The following is a 14,775-nucleotide window of genomic DNA, read 5'->3' as shown; positions in this document are numbered from 1 at the left end:
TTTCACCCAGGTAATCGAGAACCCCCATGCCTCAACCGCGTCCTTACAAAGTTGCACTCAACGGCTACGGCCGGATTGGTCGTTGCGTCTTGCGTGCGTTGTTCGAACGAGGCGAGAAGGCCGGGTTTGAAATTGTCGCGATCAACGATCTGGCCGACATGGCCAGCATCGAATACCTGACACGCTTCGACTCCACCCACGGGCGTTTTCCCGGTGAGGTGAAGGTCGACGGTGATTGTCTGCATATCAATGGCAACTGCGTGAAAGTCCTGCGCAGTACCACCCCCGAAGGCATCGATTGGGCGTCGCTGGGCGTCGATCTGGTGCTGGAATGCTCTGGTGCTTACCACACCCGTGCGGACGGCCGGCGCTTTCTCGACGCCGGCGCGCCGCGCGTGCTGTTTTCCCAGCCGATGGCCAGCGAGTCGGATGTCGACGCCACCATCGTCTACGGCGTGAACCAGGATTGCCTGACCGGCGATGAACTGTTGGTGTCCAACGCCTCCTGCACCACCAACTGCGGCGTGCCGCTGTTGCGCTTGCTGGACCAGGCTATCGGCCTGGAGTACGTATCGATCACCACCATTCACTCGGCCATGAACGATCAGCCGGTGATCGACGCCTATCACCATGAAGATCTGCGTCGTACCCGTTCGGCGTTCCAGTCGGTGATTCCGGTGTCCACCGGTCTGGCGCGCGGCATCGAACGCCTGTTGCCGGAACTTGCCGGGCGAATTCAGGCCAAAGCCGTACGTGTGCCGACGGTGAACGTGTCTTGTCTCGATATTACGATGCAGACGGTGAGTGACACCGACGCCACTGAGGTCAACCGGATCCTGCGCGAGGCTGCCACCAGCGGCCCGCTCAAAGGCCTTCTGGCCTATACCGAGCTACCCCATGCAAGCTGTGACTTTAACCACGACCCGCATTCGGCGATCGTCGATGCCAGTCAGACCCGCGTTTCCGGCCCTCGGCTGGTGAACATCCTGGCCTGGTTCGACAACGAATGGGGTTTTGCCAACAGAATGCTGGATGTTGCAGAGCACTATCTGCAAACAGCGACTCCAACAACTGCTCTCTAAATCAGTAACCCAGGAAATGCGACCCATGACCGTGTTGAAGATGTCCGACCTCGATCTGCAAGGTAAGCGCGTACTGATCCGCGAAGACCTCAACGTCCCAGTCAAGGACGGTGTAGTCACCAGCGATGCGCGAATCCTGGCTTCGCTGCCGACCATCAAGCTGGCCCTGGAAAAAGGCGCGGCAGTGATGGTTTGCTCGCACCTTGGCCGTCCGACCGAAGGCGAATTCTCCGCCGAGAACAGCCTCAAGCCAGTCGCCGACTACCTGAGCAAGGCTTTGGGGCGTGAAGTGCCGTTGGTAGCCGATTACCTGGGCGGCGTCGACGTGAAAGCCGGCGACATCGTGCTGTTCGAAAACGTGCGCTTCAACAAGGGTGAGAAAAAGAACGCCGATGAACTGGCCAAGCAATACGCCGCCCTGTGCGACGTGTTCGTGATGGACGCCTTCGGCACGGCACACCGCGCCGAGGGTTCGACGCATGGTATAGCCAAGTTCGCCAAGGTCGCTGCTGCTGGCCCGCTGCTGGCCGCCGAACTTGACGCGCTGGGTAAGGCACTGGGCGCGCCGGCCAAGCCGATGGCGGCCATCGTTGCCGGTTCGAAGGTCTCGACCAAGCTCGACGTGCTGAATAGCCTGAGCCAGATCTGCGACCAGTTGATCGTCGGCGGCGGCATTGCCAACACCTTCCTGGCGGCTGCCGGTCACCCTGTCGGCAAATCCCTGTACGAGCCAGACCTGCTGGACACCGCTCGTGCCATCGCCGCCAAGGTCAGCGTTCCGTTGCCAGTGGACGTGGTGGTTGCCAAGGAATTCGCCGAAAACGCAGCGGCCACCGTGAAACTGATCGCTGACGTCGCTGCCGACGACATGATCCTGGACATCGGTCCTCAGACCGCAGCGAACTTTGCCGAACTGCTGAAATCGTCGAAAACCATCCTGTGGAACGGCCCGGTCGGCGTGTTCGAATTCGACCAGTTCGGCAACGGCACCAAAGTACTGGCCCAAGCCATTGCGGACAGCGCGGCGTTCTCCATCGCTGGCGGTGGCGACACCCTGGCAGCCATCGACAAATATGGCGTTGGCGAGCAAATTTCCTACATTTCCACCGGTGGCGGCGCGTTCCTCGAATTCGTTGAAGGCAAAGTGCTGCCAGCCGTCGAAGTCCTGGAAACCCGGGCCAAGGCCTGAGGCCGCCCGTTTGGCCAGGCAAGGGAGTGTTTACATGGTCAAGACGTTAGCGCTGTTGATCGTCGCGGGTTCGCTGGCGGCTTGCGGGAGTCACCCGAAAGCCACGCCGGAGCCTGCGCCGGCTGCACCACAGAATGGCTGCTACCAGGCCGACTGGCAGGCGGAAACCAATCCGGTGCTCAACAAGCGTTCCGGGCCTGACGGCCTGGACAAATACGAGACACAGACCCCCGCCAAGGAACATGGGTGTCCTTGACGGGTCTGACTCTTTACCCAGGGCCGGCGGCGTGTGCTGTCGGCCGAGGAACACGGATGAAAGGTTTTATCGCCATTACGGCGCTGGCTTTGCTCGCCGGATGCACTAACTTGAACCCGTTCCAGTCGTCCGCTGCGACCGACAACTGGACTACCTGGACCTGCGATAGCCAGGCCAAAGTGCTCTGGCGCTACACCGACGACAGCCGCAAGGAAGTCGATGTACGTCTGGGCGGCGCCGATCAGGTCTACCGTTTGAAGCAGGAGCCGGGTGCGTCGGGTGCGCTGTACAGCAACGACATGCTGGCGTTTCACGTAAAAGGTGAGGAAGGCCTGGTTTACTGGGTCGCCACCAATGATTTGATTGGCCGCGGTTGTAAAGCGCAATAACTGACACGACACGGACCTAATGTCGTTCATGAGATGTTGGCAATAAACACCCAATTCGCAGCCCGGGCTCAACCCCCGATCTGCAATAACTTGAATAGCCGCCGCCGCTACGGCAGGCTGGCACGATTAACGACCCTCAACCGGGAGAGACACACACAATGGCACTTATCAGCATGCGCCAGATGCTGGACCACGCAGCCGAGTTCGGCTACGGCGTTCCAGCCTTCAACGTCAACAACCTTGAGCAGATGCGCGCCATCATGGAAGCCGCTGACAAGACTGACTCCCCGGTGATCGTCCAGGCTTCGGCCGGTGCTCGCAAATACGCCGGTGCGCCGTTCCTGCGTCACCTGATCCTGGCGGCAATCGAAGAATTCCCGCACATCCCGGTGTGCATGCACCAGGACCACGGCACCAGCCCTGACGTCTGCCAGCGCTCCATTCAACTGGGCTTCAGCTCGGTGATGATGGACGGTTCCCTGGGCGAAGACGGCAAGACCCCGACCGACTACGACTACAACGTGCGCGTTACCCAACAAACCGTGGCCATGGCTCACGCCTGTGGTGTTTCGGTAGAAGGCGAACTGGGTTGCCTGGGTTCGCTGGAAACCGGCATGGCCGGTGAAGAAGACGGTATCGGTGCTGAAGGCGTTCTGGATCACAGCCAGATGCTGACCGACCCGGAAGAAGCCGCTGACTTCGTCAAGCGCACTCAGGTCGATGCCCTGGCCATCGCCATCGGCACCAGCCACGGCGCTTACAAGTTCACCAAGCCGCCTACCGGCGACGTACTGGCGATCGACCGCATCAAGGAAATCCACAAGCGCATTCCGAACACTCACCTGGTGATGCACGGTTCGTCTTCGGTTCCGCAAGAATGGCTGGCGATCATCAACCAGTACGGCGGCGACATCAAAGAGACCTACGGCGTACCGGTTGAAGAAATCGTCGAAGGCATCAAGCACGGCGTGCGCAAGGTCAACATCGACACCGACCTGCGCCTGGCGTCCACCGGTGCGATGCGTCGCCTGATGGCCACCAACCCGAGCGAATTCGACCCACGTAAATTCTTCGGCGCCACCGTGACCGCCATGCGCGACGTGTGCATTGCACGCTACGAAGCCTTCGGCACCGCGGGCAACGCTTCGAAGATCAAGCCGATCTCTCTGGAAGCGATGTTCCAGCGGTATTTGAAGGGTGAATTGAACGCTAAGGTTAACTAAGAACTTAAGCGTTTGAGTTGCATAAAAAACCGCCGAGAGGCGGTTTTTCTTAGCCTGCGAATTAACACCAGCGCGCGATCTGATATAAGGCGCTTGAACGTCAGCAATTGATTGAGTTGATTTGACAATGTTTAGCGACCACAAAACGATTGCCTAAGTTGTCGCCACAGATTGATTCTCTACGCGGCGATTCCCAAGAAGTAGTTTGCTGATGGGGGCTCATCGCGTGTTTGTTATTAAAAAACGGTAACGTTCAACCTGGAAGAGACGCTCACCAGTACATTCGTAGCGGATGTTTGCGTCCACATAATGTCATAGGATCCTGGTTGAATTTGTGCTTTGACAATCGCATCCCAAAGCCCATACCACATATAAACTCCTTTTTGATCATTAAATATGGTCGACAGTAGCTTGGTGTCCAGTAACGCCTTGTGAAGGCTCCAGGATTGGCTCGGGTTTACCAAATGAACTTCAAGATTATCGCCTGCTCTGGTAACTGCTGGAAGATAGCAATGAACAACGCGATTCGATGAGTCCAGTATAGGTGACAATGCAACTTTTGATACACCGGGAGGGGAGAGTGCAACGGGAGGCCCAAGTGCTGTTACAAGTGGGATTGATGAGCTTGTCGGCAGTGGCGTTGGTAGTTGATTCTGCTTGACGGGCATGTCGTTTTCCTTTTGCAGTTTGAATGTAATCAGGTTGGGCTTGGCTATTTTTCCTGCAGACAGTGCATTTTGTTTCAATTGAATTGTGTTGTGTTCCAGGAGAAAGTGTCTACTGTCAGTTTTTACAGGTTTTAAGTAGTTTTCTAAATTAAAAAATACTGCTAATAACGAAGTGCGCTGGAAGAGGGCGCGCGCTGGCTATCCCTACGTCAGTGACATGAGAGAGCGTGGCGGTGTACCGGATGAAGAGTCGGCGTGACCATGACGGCGATGCGTGATGTGTATATTGTGCGTTATGAGTAATTCGGTAGGGTCGGTAATGCTTCGAAGATCAAGCCGATCTCGCTGGAGGCGATATTCCAGCGGTATTTGAAGGGGGAGTTGAACGCAAAGGTGAATTAGGCCTCCAGGGTTAAAAAAACCCGCAGTGATGCGGGCTTTTTAGGCGTGAAGAGTGGATTCTTCTTTTTGGCTAATCATCGGCCGTGTACTGGCTCATCAGAAAATAAATAACAGGCGGCAACACCTAAAGTACTGATAGCAAGCTCAAGTCCACAGGGAGATTTCTTGCGGTCACCTCCATATAAAGAAAGAATGGCTTTAGAGTGGTCAAGATGTCCAGTATTATTAGAAATACTTACGTTCGTAGAAAATGAAAGCGCGTCACCCTTTGCAAATTGAATTTGTTGATTTTCAGTGTCGTATTTTAAGTCACTTCCTGGAAGTTCCAAGGTTGCGTACTCCTTAAAATCTGGTGATACTTTTACAAGCGCAATTGCGGACAGATCTGCCCAGCGGAAGAGCGGTCCAACCCCGGTCTCTATGGAAAGTCTGTTGTTGGGTTCATCTATATCGCCTACTTTTCCTGTGAGAACTTTTCTAGTGCCGTCTGAGTTACGTACTAAAAGCTCAATAGCACTGCCTTGATAAAACTTAATGGATCCTATTGATTGGGTCATTTGATTTGCTCCCTATTTATGGGGGGTAAGTCGAATTGTTAGTGCTTTTAATTTGTGCATTACCGTCACTCGGGTGAGGTGTTTTGATCTGGTGACGGATTACTCAAGGAGCGTGGTCACAGCGCCTATCGCGATATTACGTCCTCCTTCTCTGATAGCGAATCTCTGACCCACTTCAAACGCGATAGGTAAAACTAGTTCGACACCGACTTGGATGTTGTCACCTGGCATCACTATCTCAGTTCCCACTGGCAATATCACGATCCCAGTTATATCGGTGGTGCGCAGCTGAAATTCCATATTAATACGATGTTGGAGTGGAGTTGGTTCACCACCTTCTTCTGGACGCAGTTTGTAGATGTTGGCCTTGAACTTTTTGTATGCCTTAATGGTGCCTGGTTTAGCCAGAACTTGGCCGCGCTTAATATCGTTTGGATCAACATCGTCCAACGATATTTCTAAGGTGTCTGGACCTTTAAATTTACTATTAGGATTAGGGGTTATTTTGATGTTGGTGCATATGACCTTTTTAGTACTCCCCATTCCAACAATTTCTACTTGCTCATTGACGTTGATTGTGCCACGTTCTAATTTTCCCTTCACCGCAACTCTACGGCCAGTTATCGGCATAACATCTTCCACTGGCATTAAGAACGCTCCATTATTATAGTCAGGACGTTGGAGTTTTTCGAGAAAATCACTTAGATCCATTATGCTTCTCCTGGCGATTCATATGTTTCATAGAAGAAAGAAGGGAGCGTTTCTGGATGAGATATAATTTATCCGAACAACTAAACCATTCCCTTTTAAGTCTTGAGCTTTAAGGGAGCCAACATGTAAATATGGATTTGCCATATCCATACTCATAACCACTGGCAGTAGTTATTGCATAGCGAATTTCAAAAACAGGGTCGGGGCTGATGACTCCCACACCGGTCTTCGCTATATACCAGGGTAAATTGAACGTTAAGGTTTGATTAGGATTTATCGGTAAACCTGCTTGCCCAAGAGGGGGGTGATAATAGATTTTGGTGGGGGGGGGAGAAGGGGTTCCGGTAGGGCTCATGATAATCTCCGCCTCTATTCTCACTGTACTGTTAGGGACAATGTTTGGGTCGCCCGGCAATATGAACCGCGTTCCGCTGGCTTGATTCCAAGGCGGTGGGATTTTACCGACACCTGCAGGTAGGTTGTTACCTGGTGCGCCAGGGGGCACTATGGCTGTAGACATGAGCGCTGGCAAAATCATGAGTGGTGGGGTGGTTGGTGTAGCCATGATGGTTTCCTTATCTTGGGTTTCTGCGTGATTAATCAGGCGAAGCTAACGGTATATTTAAGTTTCTTGTCTTGGTTAATGTTTGAACCTGCTTTTGTTTTGCTGCTCCTCGGAGCCAGGTGTTGCTCCTCCGACCGCTTGATAATCACTAGAATGCTGACGAATCAATTATTGGATTGGGTTGTGCTTGTTGGGTACTGTTATTTCTAACAGGTTGTTTGATTATTTTGGAATAAAAACAGATTTTTATAGTGAAATTTACTTGTTGGCTTTTGGATAAGCTGTTTGTTTCGTGCGATCCTATCAAGAAGTAGTGAAGGACAATAGTCTAAGTCGCAGAGCGTGTATTTAATTTGGATTCTTTGGATTAAAAGGGGGCGCCCATCTTGCTGTTCTTGGATAATGAGTGATTCTGATTTTTATAGGTTATAAGGTATATCGCAAGATTTTATAAAGAACTGTTATTTATTACAGGTGTTTAGAGCATGAGGGGATGCTAGTTTGGTTTCGCAGAGGATTCACTTGGTAAGTTGGTCTGTCCGATAAGTTGATGTGATATAAGGAGTTTTAAATGAAATTTACTGCAACCCCTGCGCATGTGCCATTTCCCCTTGCGGCTACGACTTTGAGCACTGTATTTTTACCAACACCCGCCACCTTGTTTCCATCCGGAGCTCCGCAGGCGAGCGTAGCTGTGCAGTTAGAGCAATCTCTAAGCCCCGATTGGTTAGAATTGGCATATCTCCTTCCAACCTGTACCAGGGCAGGTGATGAGCTTGAAGTTTATCTCGTGAATAATTCCGGTCCTAATCCCGTGTCTGTACTGATTTTTACTTTTAGACTTGAGCCCTACGATCTTTTTGTGGCCCTTCAAAATCATCGGGGTATATTTAAGAGGGGGGAGATGAGTTCTGATTTAAGTGCTAAAGGCATTACCCCAGGAATGTGGGACGCTATAGTGGTTCAAAAAAGCCTCCCTATACCGCTTGCCCCTGCCCCGTCCACCCCAGGTCCTCAGACAGCGTCGCGGGTAGTTGCCGTTACTCCGGCTCAAACTTATAACGTTGTCTAAGTGATGGGTTTCTGAGGCACGAGACCGTAAACGATCCGCAAGATGTGATTAAAAGGGGGCACCCATTATTGTTTGTCCCCTTTGTTGTTCATCCCATTTTCTTTTGTTCTGTTTTTCTACGCCTTTATAGCAAATTAATATGGGGGGCTGTCATATATAACAGGTGCCTGGCGCGCGAACGCTTGATAGGGTTGAGCTGTGCAAAGCAGGTCTGAAAGGAAACCTTAAATCGGCATTCTATGAACTAAGGGGCTGAAATGAACGTTACTCCAATTCTTCCGCATGTGCCATTTCCTCCTGCGGCTACGACCTTGTCCAGGGTATATACGCCACTGGCCTACATTTTGGTCCCAGCCGGAGTTCCGGTGGTTAGCGTACCTGCGCATCTAGAGCAACCTCAAGGCCCAAAATGGTTCAATTTTTTATATCACCTCCCACGTTGTACCAGGGTGGGTGATATGATTGATGTTTATCTGGATAGTCTCGGTGCTAATCCTGTGTCTATGCTGATATTGACTTTTGAACTTGAGCCCCGCGATCTTTTTATGGTCCTTCAAAATCAGCAAGGTATATTTAAGAGGGAGGAGATGGATTCTGATTTACGTGCTAAAGGCGTTACGCCAGGAATGTGGAATCTTAGAGTGGTTCAATCCAGCGTCCCGGTACCGCCTTCCCCAGCTCCGGCCCCTGCAACGCCTCGGACACCGCTGCGGGTAGTCGCCGTTAGTGCGCCTCGAACTTATGCGGTCCTCTAATTAATGGACTTCAGAGGCACGGGACCATAAACGATTCGCCAGATACGGGTTTAATGAAATGGTATGAGCAGTCCTGATGGCCACCAACCCGAGCGAATTCGACCCACGTAAATTCTTCGGCGCCACCGTGACCGCCATGCGCGACGTGTGCATTGCACGCTACGAAGCCTTCGGCACCGCGGGCAACGCTTCGAAGATCAAGCCGATCTCTCTGGAAGCGATGTTCCAGCGTTACCTGAAAGGTGAGTTGAACGCCAAGGTCAACTAAGCCCTGAGCGTTCCAGCTCCACAAAAAACCCGCAGAAATGCGGGTTTTTTTATGGGTGATCGTTCAGGGTCGACGCGGTCATTGTGGGAGCGAACCCGCTCGCTCCCACAGGGGCACCGGTACTTCGGGGTTACTTATCGTGATCAATATCCAGCTTGCTGAACGTCACTTTCCCGCCTTCACTGGTGTACCCGGTGTTGTCCTGCACATACACCCCGGCCTTGAAGTACAACGGCTTGTCGCGCCATTTCGCGCTGATGATGGTGTCCCACTGGTAACCCGCGGCACTGATGCCCAGCGCGCCGCCGGGGCTCAGGTGGATGAGGTAGGAGAACTCGCGGTCCAGTTTCACGCCAGTGGCGATGGTGATGACCCGGCCGGTGTCGTCATCGGGGTGCATGCGTACTTTGGCGACGATGTTGCCGGTCTCGGTGGTTGTCTTGTATTGATACTCCACTTTCACCATGGGCTTCTGGCTTTGATAGGCGTGGATCTGACCGATGACGATCTTGCCCGAGCTTGGCACCTGGTTGACTGCCAGGGTAGCGCGCAGGTAATTGTCGGCGTCCGGGTAGTACCAGTTTTTCAGGGTGCCGTTGCTGTAGGTTTCCCGCAGTTCAGTGCGGGGATATTTGGCATTTTCGGTTCGGGTACCGGTCACCGGGGACCAGAAAAATAATGTGCCGGTGTCGGAGTGGAAGTATTGATCCTTGAAGCCGTTCACCAGTTTGGAGGTTTCTACGGTGTATGGCGGGCTGCCGACAGGAACGCTGAGGTTCCAGGTTGCGAGGTCGATCATAGGCAAAGCTTCCACGAATTTTTACAGCACGAACGTACCAGAAGCTCTAGCACGGACCTTTTAGGGCGGTCTTTATAAGCCTAGAAGGCTATTTTGTTAATGCCTGCCTGACAAATGGGTGACGTCAAAATCCTGTTAAAAGGCCATCTCTCCCGGTTTTAGTGGTCTTCAGGCATGACCGTTAGTCGGCAAACGAACCTATTGGTTAAATGATGGCGTACTGACACCTTCTGCTTTAATGGATCCAGGTCTAGAGTGAAGTATTAAAATTTGTCCGGTTTTCACGAGAGGCCGGCCTGACGTCCTGAACAAAGAGAAGCAGCATGGAATGCGCGCAATCCCCGCCAGCTGAAGGCCGTTCTACGTTATTAATTGTCGACGATTACCCGGAAAACCTGATCAGCATGCGCGCGTTGTTGCAGCGCCAGGACTGGCAGGTCATGACCGCTGCTTCGGGTTTCGAAGCACTCAGTCTGTTGCTTGAGCACGATATCGACCTGGTGCTGCTGGATGTGCAGATGCCGGGCATGGACGGTTTTGAAGTGGCGCGCCTGATGCGTGGCAGTCAGCGGACCCGGCTGACGCCGATCATTTTCCTGACCGCCAATGAGCAGTCCCAGGACGCGGTGATCAAGGGCTATGCCAGTGGCGCCGTGGATTACCTGTTCAAACCGTTTGACCCGCAAATTCTCAAGCCCAAGGTCCAGGCGCTGCTGGAACACCAGCGCAATCGCCGGGCCTTGCAGCGTCTGAGTCATGACCTGGAGGTCGCTCGCGCCTTCAATGCTTCGGTGCTGGACAACGCCGCCGAGGGTATTTTGGTGGTCGACGAAGGCGGTCAGATCCGCTTTGCCAACCCGGCGATGTCGCGCCTGCTCAATGCCACGGTGCAAGAACTTCAAGGTCGGGCGTTTCTGGATTTCCTGCAAAAGCCGCACATCCCGAACTGGGCCACTTCGGACTTGTTGGCCGGTTACAAACGCGGTGAAACCCTGCGTTTGCATGATGCGTCGCTGCGCACCGCGCCCGGTCAGTTGGTGCCGGTGGCGCTGTCCTGTGCGCCTTTGCCTGCCGAGCAGCACGCCATGGTGGTCACGGTGCTGGATATGTCGGTAGTGCGCCACCTGCATCAGCAACTCGAATTTCAGGCGGTCACCGACCCGCTGACCGGGCTGCTCAACCGACGTGGTTTTTACCAGACCGTGGAAAATCTTTTGCTGCGTGGCGAGCGCACCGACAGTGCCTGGGTGCTCTTGTACCTCGACCTGGACGGCTTCAAACGGGTCAATGATTCCCTCGGTCACGATGCCGGTGATCGGGTGTTGCGCTGGGTGTCCGAGCAGTTGAAGGCTTGCCTGCGGCCCTTCGACATTCTGGCGCGTATAGGCGGTGATGAATTCACCGCATTGCTGGACCTGGAATTCCCCGAGCAAGCGGCCAAGATTGCCGAGAAATTGATCGAGCGAGTCTCGATCTGTCAGCAAATCGACGGTCTGGATATCGCCTTGGGTGCCAGCATCGGCATCGCCACGTACCCGGATTGCGGGGCCAATCTGGACGGATTGCTGCGGGCATCCGACATCGCGATGTACGAGGCCAAGCGCGCCGGTCGCCAGCAATATCGTTTCTACGATCATGAAATGAATGGTCGGGCGCGCTCGCGGCTGATGCTTGAACAAAGCGTGCGTACGGCCATCGAGAACCGCGATTTCAATCTGGTCTATCAACCGCAGGTGGCCATCGCCGGGGGACAGATCCGCGGCTTCGAAGCCTTGTTGCGTTGGCAGCACCCGAGCGTCGGTGATGTGCCGCCGGGACTGTTTTTACCGTTGCTGGAAGAGGCACGATTGATCAGTCGCCTGGGCAGCTGGATTTACCAGCGTGGCGCCGGACAGCGTAAAGCCTGGGAAGCACTGTTTGCCGAGGATCTGGTGTTGGGCGTCAGTTTGAGCGGCACCCAGTTCGCCATGCCCAATCTGGTCACCGAATTGCGCCAGGTACTGGAGCGCCATGGCTTGCAGCCCCGTCATCTTGAAGTAGAGGTCACGGAAGAAGCCTTGACGCAAAACCCGGAAGAAACCCGCAAGCAACTGCGTTTGCTGCGTAACCTGGGCATCAGGGTGGCGCTGGACGATTTCGGTTCCGGGCAGTGTTCGCTGGCGCATTTGCGCGATCTGGAACTGGATACGCTCAAGCTCGACCGTCATTTGATCGCCCGGCTGCCTGAGTCTTCACGGGACGCAGCGCTGGTGCGCAATGTGATTGAGCTGTGCAAACAGTACGACATGCTGGTGATCGCCGAAGGCGTGGAAACCATGGCGCAATATGAATGGCTGCTAGCCAATGGCTGTGAGTATGTGCAGGGGTTTCTGGTTGCGCGGCCGATGATGGCCGAGGACACCGGTCACTTCGTGCAGCCCTTCGACTGGAGCGCGCTGACCCGCTGAATTCGCTACACTGCTCATCTTTTCGTCACTTGTGTTGCCGTTGCGATGACCGTGTTGAAATACCTCCAGGCCTATCCCGCTTCGTTGCAGGATCAGGTACGCCAACTGATCGACGACGGTCGGCTGGGTGACTACTTGAGCAAGCGCTACCCGCAAAAGCACGGGGTGCAGAGTGACAAGGCGTTGTATACCTACGCCCTGGAACTCAAGCAGGAATACCTGCGTAACGCCCCGGCCATCGACAAGGTGTTGTTCGACAACCGCCTGGACCTGACCCACCGCGCCCTTGGCCTGCACACCACGATCTCACGGGTGCAGGGCGGCAAACTCAAGGCCAAGAAGGAAATCCGCATCGCCTCGCTGTTCAAGGAGGCGCCCTCCGAGTTTCTGAAAATGATCGTTGTTCACGAGTTGGCGCATTTCAAGGAGTCGGATCACAACAAGGCGTTCTACAAGTTGTGCGAACACATGCTGCCGGGTTATCACCAGGTGGAGTTCGATGTGCGGGTGTACCTGACCTGGCGGGATATGTCATCTTTCGAGGAGCATAAATGGACGTAAGCAAGACCAAGAGCAGCTTCTATCGTCGTTTGTATGTGGCGTACCTGATCGACAGCGGTCTGGCCAGCAGTGTTCCGGCATTGACCGAGGTCACCGGAATGCCGCGGCGCACGGCTCAGGACACCATCGCCGCGCTGGCGGATCTGGATATCGTTTGTGAGTTCGAACAGGAAGAGGGCGCGCGAAATCACGCCGGGCGCTACCGGATTCGTGGCTGGGGGGCGATTGATCGGGGGTGGATCGAGCGTAATCTTCGGCAGATCAAGGCGGTGCTTGAATATCCCTGAGTGTTGTAGTGATTGATCTGACGCCTTCGCGAGCAGACTCGCTCCTACAGTTGAAATGCATTCCAATGTGGGAGCGAGCCTGCTCGCGAAGAGGGCCTTACGAGCGACGCATCCCGATGTGCGCAATACCATCCTCGACGAACTCTTCACCCGCCACCTCAAACCCGTACCGCCCGTAGTACCCCTGCAAATGTGCCTGGGCCGAGAGATAGATCGGCATGTCGGGCCAGTATTTCTCCGCTTGTTTCAGCGCCTGTGCCATCAACTCATGCCCCAGCCCGGTGCCACGTGCCTGTGGTGCAATGATTACCCGGCCGATCACCACGTCGCCACCCTGTAGCTCGGGATCGAGCAAGCGCAGGTACGCCACCAATCGATCCCCGTCCCAGGCCATCAAATGGCAAGTGTCGCCTTCCAGATCCTGGCCATCGATGTCCTGATAGACGCATTTCTGTTCGACGACGAACACCTCGGCACGCAACTGCAAAATGGCGTACAGCTGCTCCTTGCCCAGATCGCTGTGGTGTTTGCAGACCCATTCGATTGTCATGTCCTGATTCCTTGAAAACGTCCCTGTGATGGTAAGCGCCCTGGCGATGGATGTCTTTATGGCAGAGAAATCTGTGACAAAGACCAAAATGCCATCATTCATTTCGCGCGCCTGTGTCTTCTTTGTGTAATCTGGAATCAAGCGATGTGCTGGCTTCAATGAGCTAACGTTTAGTGCCTGGGTGTGCCGGTAAGGGGCTTGGAGTTTTAGCTGAAAACACGTCGGGCAGCCCGCCCGCTAAGGATTTTCTAGCATGCCGCGATTGCATCGAGCCTTTGCTTTGATTGGATTGCTGTTGCTCATTCAGGACGCGGCGGCGGAAAAGCTGCGCCTGGTGGCCGATGCCTGGCCGCCCTTTACCGATGCCACGCTGGTCAATGGTGGCCTGGCCACCGATATTGTCAGTACCGCGCTGGCGCGGGCCGGTTATGCCAGTGATTTCGAGCAGGTGCCCTGGGCGCGGGCGTTGCTCGGTGTGGGCGAGGGGCGATACGACGTGCTGGTCAATGCCTGGTACACCGACGAGCGCACCAGGCTCGGCCAGTTTTCCAGCGAGTATCTGGTCAACCGTGTGCGCTTTATCAAGCGTAAAGACGCGCCGATCGAATTCAACAATCTGCAGCAACTGCACACCTACCCGGTTGCGGTGGTGCGCGGTTACGCCTATTCGCCGGCGTTCGATGACGATGCGTCGTTGCAGAAGGTTCCCGTACACAGCTTCGCCATGGCCGTGCGAATGGTTGCCGCCGACCGGGTCAAGCTGACCCTGGAAGATGAATACGTTGCGCGTTATTACCTGGCCCGTGAGTCCGCCAAGGTGCGCAATGCCGTGGAATTCCTGCCCAAGCCGCTGAGCGAGAACAGCCTGCATATTCTGGTCAGCCTGAAGAATCCCAAACATGAGCAGATCGTCGCCGGTTTTGACCGGGAGATTGCCAGGATGAAGGCGGATGGGAGTTATGAGCGGTTGATGAAGCAGCATGGGATGTGAGTG

Annotated in this window: 15 protein-coding genes and 2 pseudogenes; 12 read left to right on the top strand and 5 right to left on the bottom strand. The window is 54.4% G+C overall.

The window, feature by feature from the left end; translation table 11 throughout:
- The first annotated feature begins 26 nt into the window (after positions 1–26).
- The 5 genes from epd to fba all read left to right on the top strand — a co-directional run bounded on the left by epd (position 27) and on the right by fba (position 4,139).
- Positions 27–1,082, top strand: a complete 1,056-nt coding sequence (gene epd, locus AC07ZE_RS27785) for an erythrose-4-phosphate dehydrogenase (RefSeq protein ID WP_207267563.1) — start codon at positions 27–29, stop codon at positions 1,080–1,082.
- A gap of 25 nt (positions 1,083–1,107) precedes the next feature.
- Positions 1,108–2,271 (top strand): phosphoglycerate kinase, encoded by a 1,164-nt coding sequence (locus AC07ZE_RS27780; protein ID WP_207267562.1) that lies wholly within the window; start codon positions 1,108–1,110, stop codon positions 2,269–2,271.
- Between the two features lie 34 nt (positions 2,272–2,305).
- Positions 2,306–2,527, top strand: a complete 222-nt coding sequence (locus tag AC07ZE_RS27775; RefSeq protein ID WP_207267561.1) for a hypothetical protein — start codon at positions 2,306–2,308, stop codon at positions 2,525–2,527.
- A gap of 56 nt (positions 2,528–2,583) precedes the next feature.
- Positions 2,584–2,916, top strand: a complete 333-nt coding sequence (locus AC07ZE_RS27770) for an MliC family protein (protein ID WP_207267560.1) — start codon at positions 2,584–2,586, stop codon at positions 2,914–2,916.
- Between the two features lie 158 nt (positions 2,917–3,074).
- The gene (fba, locus tag AC07ZE_RS27765) at positions 3,075–4,139 is read left to right on the top strand and encodes a class II fructose-bisphosphate aldolase (protein WP_019694035.1); all 1,065 of its coding nucleotides are present in this window, start codon (positions 3,075–3,077) and stop codon (positions 4,137–4,139) included.
- Positions 4,140–4,375: 236 nt separating this feature from the next.
- Here fba and AC07ZE_RS27760 read toward each other — a convergent pair whose 3' ends face one another.
- Positions 4,376–4,807: a hypothetical protein gene (locus AC07ZE_RS27760; protein WP_207267559.1), complete on the bottom strand. Its 432-nt coding sequence runs from the start codon at positions 4,805–4,807 to the stop codon at positions 4,376–4,378.
- Positions 4,808–5,065: 258 nt separating this feature from the next.
- On the opposite strand from AC07ZE_RS27760, the pseudogene AC07ZE_RS27755 reads away from it, so the two are divergent.
- Positions 5,066–5,209 (top strand): annotated as a pseudogene (locus AC07ZE_RS27755) (class II fructose-bisphosphate aldolase); the annotation flags it as partial.
- A gap of 74 nt (positions 5,210–5,283) precedes the next feature.
- On the opposite strand, the gene AC07ZE_RS27750 reads toward AC07ZE_RS27755, so the two are convergent.
- Positions 5,284–5,766, bottom strand: coding sequence for a hypothetical protein (locus AC07ZE_RS27750; RefSeq protein WP_207267558.1), 483 nt, complete (start codon positions 5,764–5,766; stop codon positions 5,284–5,286).
- 99 nt (positions 5,767–5,865) lie between these two features.
- Positions 5,866–6,477: an EF-Tu C-terminal domain-related protein gene (locus AC07ZE_RS27745; RefSeq protein WP_207267557.1), complete on the bottom strand. Its 612-nt coding sequence runs from the start codon at positions 6,475–6,477 to the stop codon at positions 5,866–5,868.
- 1,136 nt (positions 6,478–7,613) lie between these two features.
- On the opposite strand from AC07ZE_RS27745, the gene AC07ZE_RS27740 reads away from it, so the two are divergent.
- Entirely contained in the window at positions 7,614–8,114 is a 501-nt protein-coding gene (locus tag AC07ZE_RS27740; protein WP_207267556.1) for a hypothetical protein, read from the top strand.
- An 831-nt stretch (positions 8,115–8,945) separates the two neighbouring features.
- Positions 8,946–9,137, top strand: a pseudogene (locus tag AC07ZE_RS27735) (fructose-1,6-bisphosphate aldolase); the annotation flags it as partial.
- Between the two features lie 130 nt (positions 9,138–9,267).
- On the opposite strand, the gene AC07ZE_RS27730 reads toward AC07ZE_RS27735, so the two are convergent.
- Positions 9,268–9,936, bottom strand: coding sequence for a polysaccharide lyase family 7 protein (locus tag AC07ZE_RS27730; RefSeq protein WP_207267555.1), 669 nt, complete (start codon positions 9,934–9,936; stop codon positions 9,268–9,270).
- Positions 9,937–10,259: 323 nt separating this feature from the next.
- Between AC07ZE_RS27730 and AC07ZE_RS27725 the strand changes: the two genes are divergently transcribed.
- Genes AC07ZE_RS27725 through AC07ZE_RS27715 form a run of 3 tightly spaced genes read left to right on the top strand, consistent with a single transcriptional unit; the run spans position 10,260 to position 13,231 of the window.
- Complete coding sequence (locus AC07ZE_RS27725) at positions 10,260–12,383, top strand: putative bifunctional diguanylate cyclase/phosphodiesterase (RefSeq protein WP_207267554.1); 2,124 nt, start codon at positions 10,260–10,262, stop codon at positions 12,381–12,383.
- A 45-nt stretch (positions 12,384–12,428) separates the two neighbouring features.
- Complete coding sequence (locus tag AC07ZE_RS27720) at positions 12,429–12,944, top strand: M48 metallopeptidase family protein (RefSeq protein ID WP_207267553.1); 516 nt, start codon at positions 12,429–12,431, stop codon at positions 12,942–12,944.
- The gene (locus AC07ZE_RS27715; RefSeq protein ID WP_046818280.1) at positions 12,935–13,231 is read left to right on the top strand and encodes a winged helix-turn-helix domain-containing protein; all 297 of its coding nucleotides are present in this window, start codon (positions 12,935–12,937) and stop codon (positions 13,229–13,231) included. The genes AC07ZE_RS27720 and AC07ZE_RS27715 overlap by 10 nt, the downstream gene beginning before the upstream one ends.
- Before the next feature lie 97 nt (positions 13,232–13,328).
- On the opposite strand, the gene AC07ZE_RS27710 is transcribed toward AC07ZE_RS27715, so the two are convergent.
- Positions 13,329–13,781 carry a GNAT family N-acetyltransferase gene (locus AC07ZE_RS27710; protein WP_207267552.1) on the bottom strand — a complete coding sequence of 151 codons (453 nt, stop codon included), beginning with the start codon at positions 13,779–13,781 and terminating at the stop codon, positions 13,329–13,331.
- Between the two features lie 253 nt (positions 13,782–14,034).
- Here AC07ZE_RS27710 and AC07ZE_RS27705 point away from each other — a divergent pair, with 253 nt between their 5' ends.
- Positions 14,035–14,772 carry a substrate-binding periplasmic protein gene (locus AC07ZE_RS27705; protein WP_207267551.1) on the top strand — a complete coding sequence of 246 codons (738 nt, stop codon included), beginning with the start codon at positions 14,035–14,037 and terminating at the stop codon, positions 14,770–14,772.
- Positions 14,773–14,775: the final 3 nt, after the last annotated feature.

This window comes from Pseudomonas sp. GW101-3H06, from assembly GCF_059424605.1.
Note: the sequence above shows the minus strand (reverse complement) of the source record. Positions and strands in the feature narration are given on the sequence as shown.

Coding starts and splice junctions, on each gene's coding strand:
- fba (WP_019694035.1), top strand. CDS start 3,075: ATGGCACTTATCAGCATGCGCCAGATGCTGGACCACGCAGCCGAGTTC.
- AC07ZE_RS27710 (WP_207267552.1), bottom strand. CDS start 13,781: ATGACAATCGAATGGGTCTGCAAACACCACAGCGATCTGGGCAAGGAG.
- AC07ZE_RS27720 (WP_207267553.1), top strand. CDS start 12,429: ATGACCGTGTTGAAATACCTCCAGGCCTATCCCGCTTCGTTGCAGGAT.
- AC07ZE_RS27750 (WP_207267558.1), bottom strand. CDS start 5,766: ATGACCCAATCAATAGGATCCATTAAGTTTTATCAAGGCAGTGCTATT.
- AC07ZE_RS27770 (WP_207267560.1), top strand. CDS start 2,584: ATGAAAGGTTTTATCGCCATTACGGCGCTGGCTTTGCTCGCCGGATGC.
- AC07ZE_RS27740 (WP_207267556.1), top strand. CDS start 7,614: ATGAAATTTACTGCAACCCCTGCGCATGTGCCATTTCCCCTTGCGGCT.
- AC07ZE_RS27725 (WP_207267554.1), top strand. CDS start 10,260: ATGGAATGCGCGCAATCCCCGCCAGCTGAAGGCCGTTCTACGTTATTA.
- AC07ZE_RS27760 (WP_207267559.1), bottom strand. CDS start 4,807: ATGCCCGTCAAGCAGAATCAACTACCAACGCCACTGCCGACAAGCTCA.
- epd (WP_207267563.1), top strand. CDS start 27: ATGCCTCAACCGCGTCCTTACAAAGTTGCACTCAACGGCTACGGCCGG.
- AC07ZE_RS27705 (WP_207267551.1), top strand. CDS start 14,035: ATGCCGCGATTGCATCGAGCCTTTGCTTTGATTGGATTGCTGTTGCTC.
- AC07ZE_RS27780 (WP_207267562.1), top strand. CDS start 1,108: ATGACCGTGTTGAAGATGTCCGACCTCGATCTGCAAGGTAAGCGCGTA.
- AC07ZE_RS27745 (WP_207267557.1), bottom strand. CDS start 6,477: ATGGATCTAAGTGATTTTCTCGAAAAACTCCAACGTCCTGACTATAAT.
- AC07ZE_RS27715 (WP_046818280.1), top strand. CDS start 12,935: ATGGACGTAAGCAAGACCAAGAGCAGCTTCTATCGTCGTTTGTATGTG.
- AC07ZE_RS27775 (WP_207267561.1), top strand. CDS start 2,306: ATGGTCAAGACGTTAGCGCTGTTGATCGTCGCGGGTTCGCTGGCGGCT.
- AC07ZE_RS27730 (WP_207267555.1), bottom strand. CDS start 9,936: ATGATCGACCTCGCAACCTGGAACCTCAGCGTTCCTGTCGGCAGCCCG.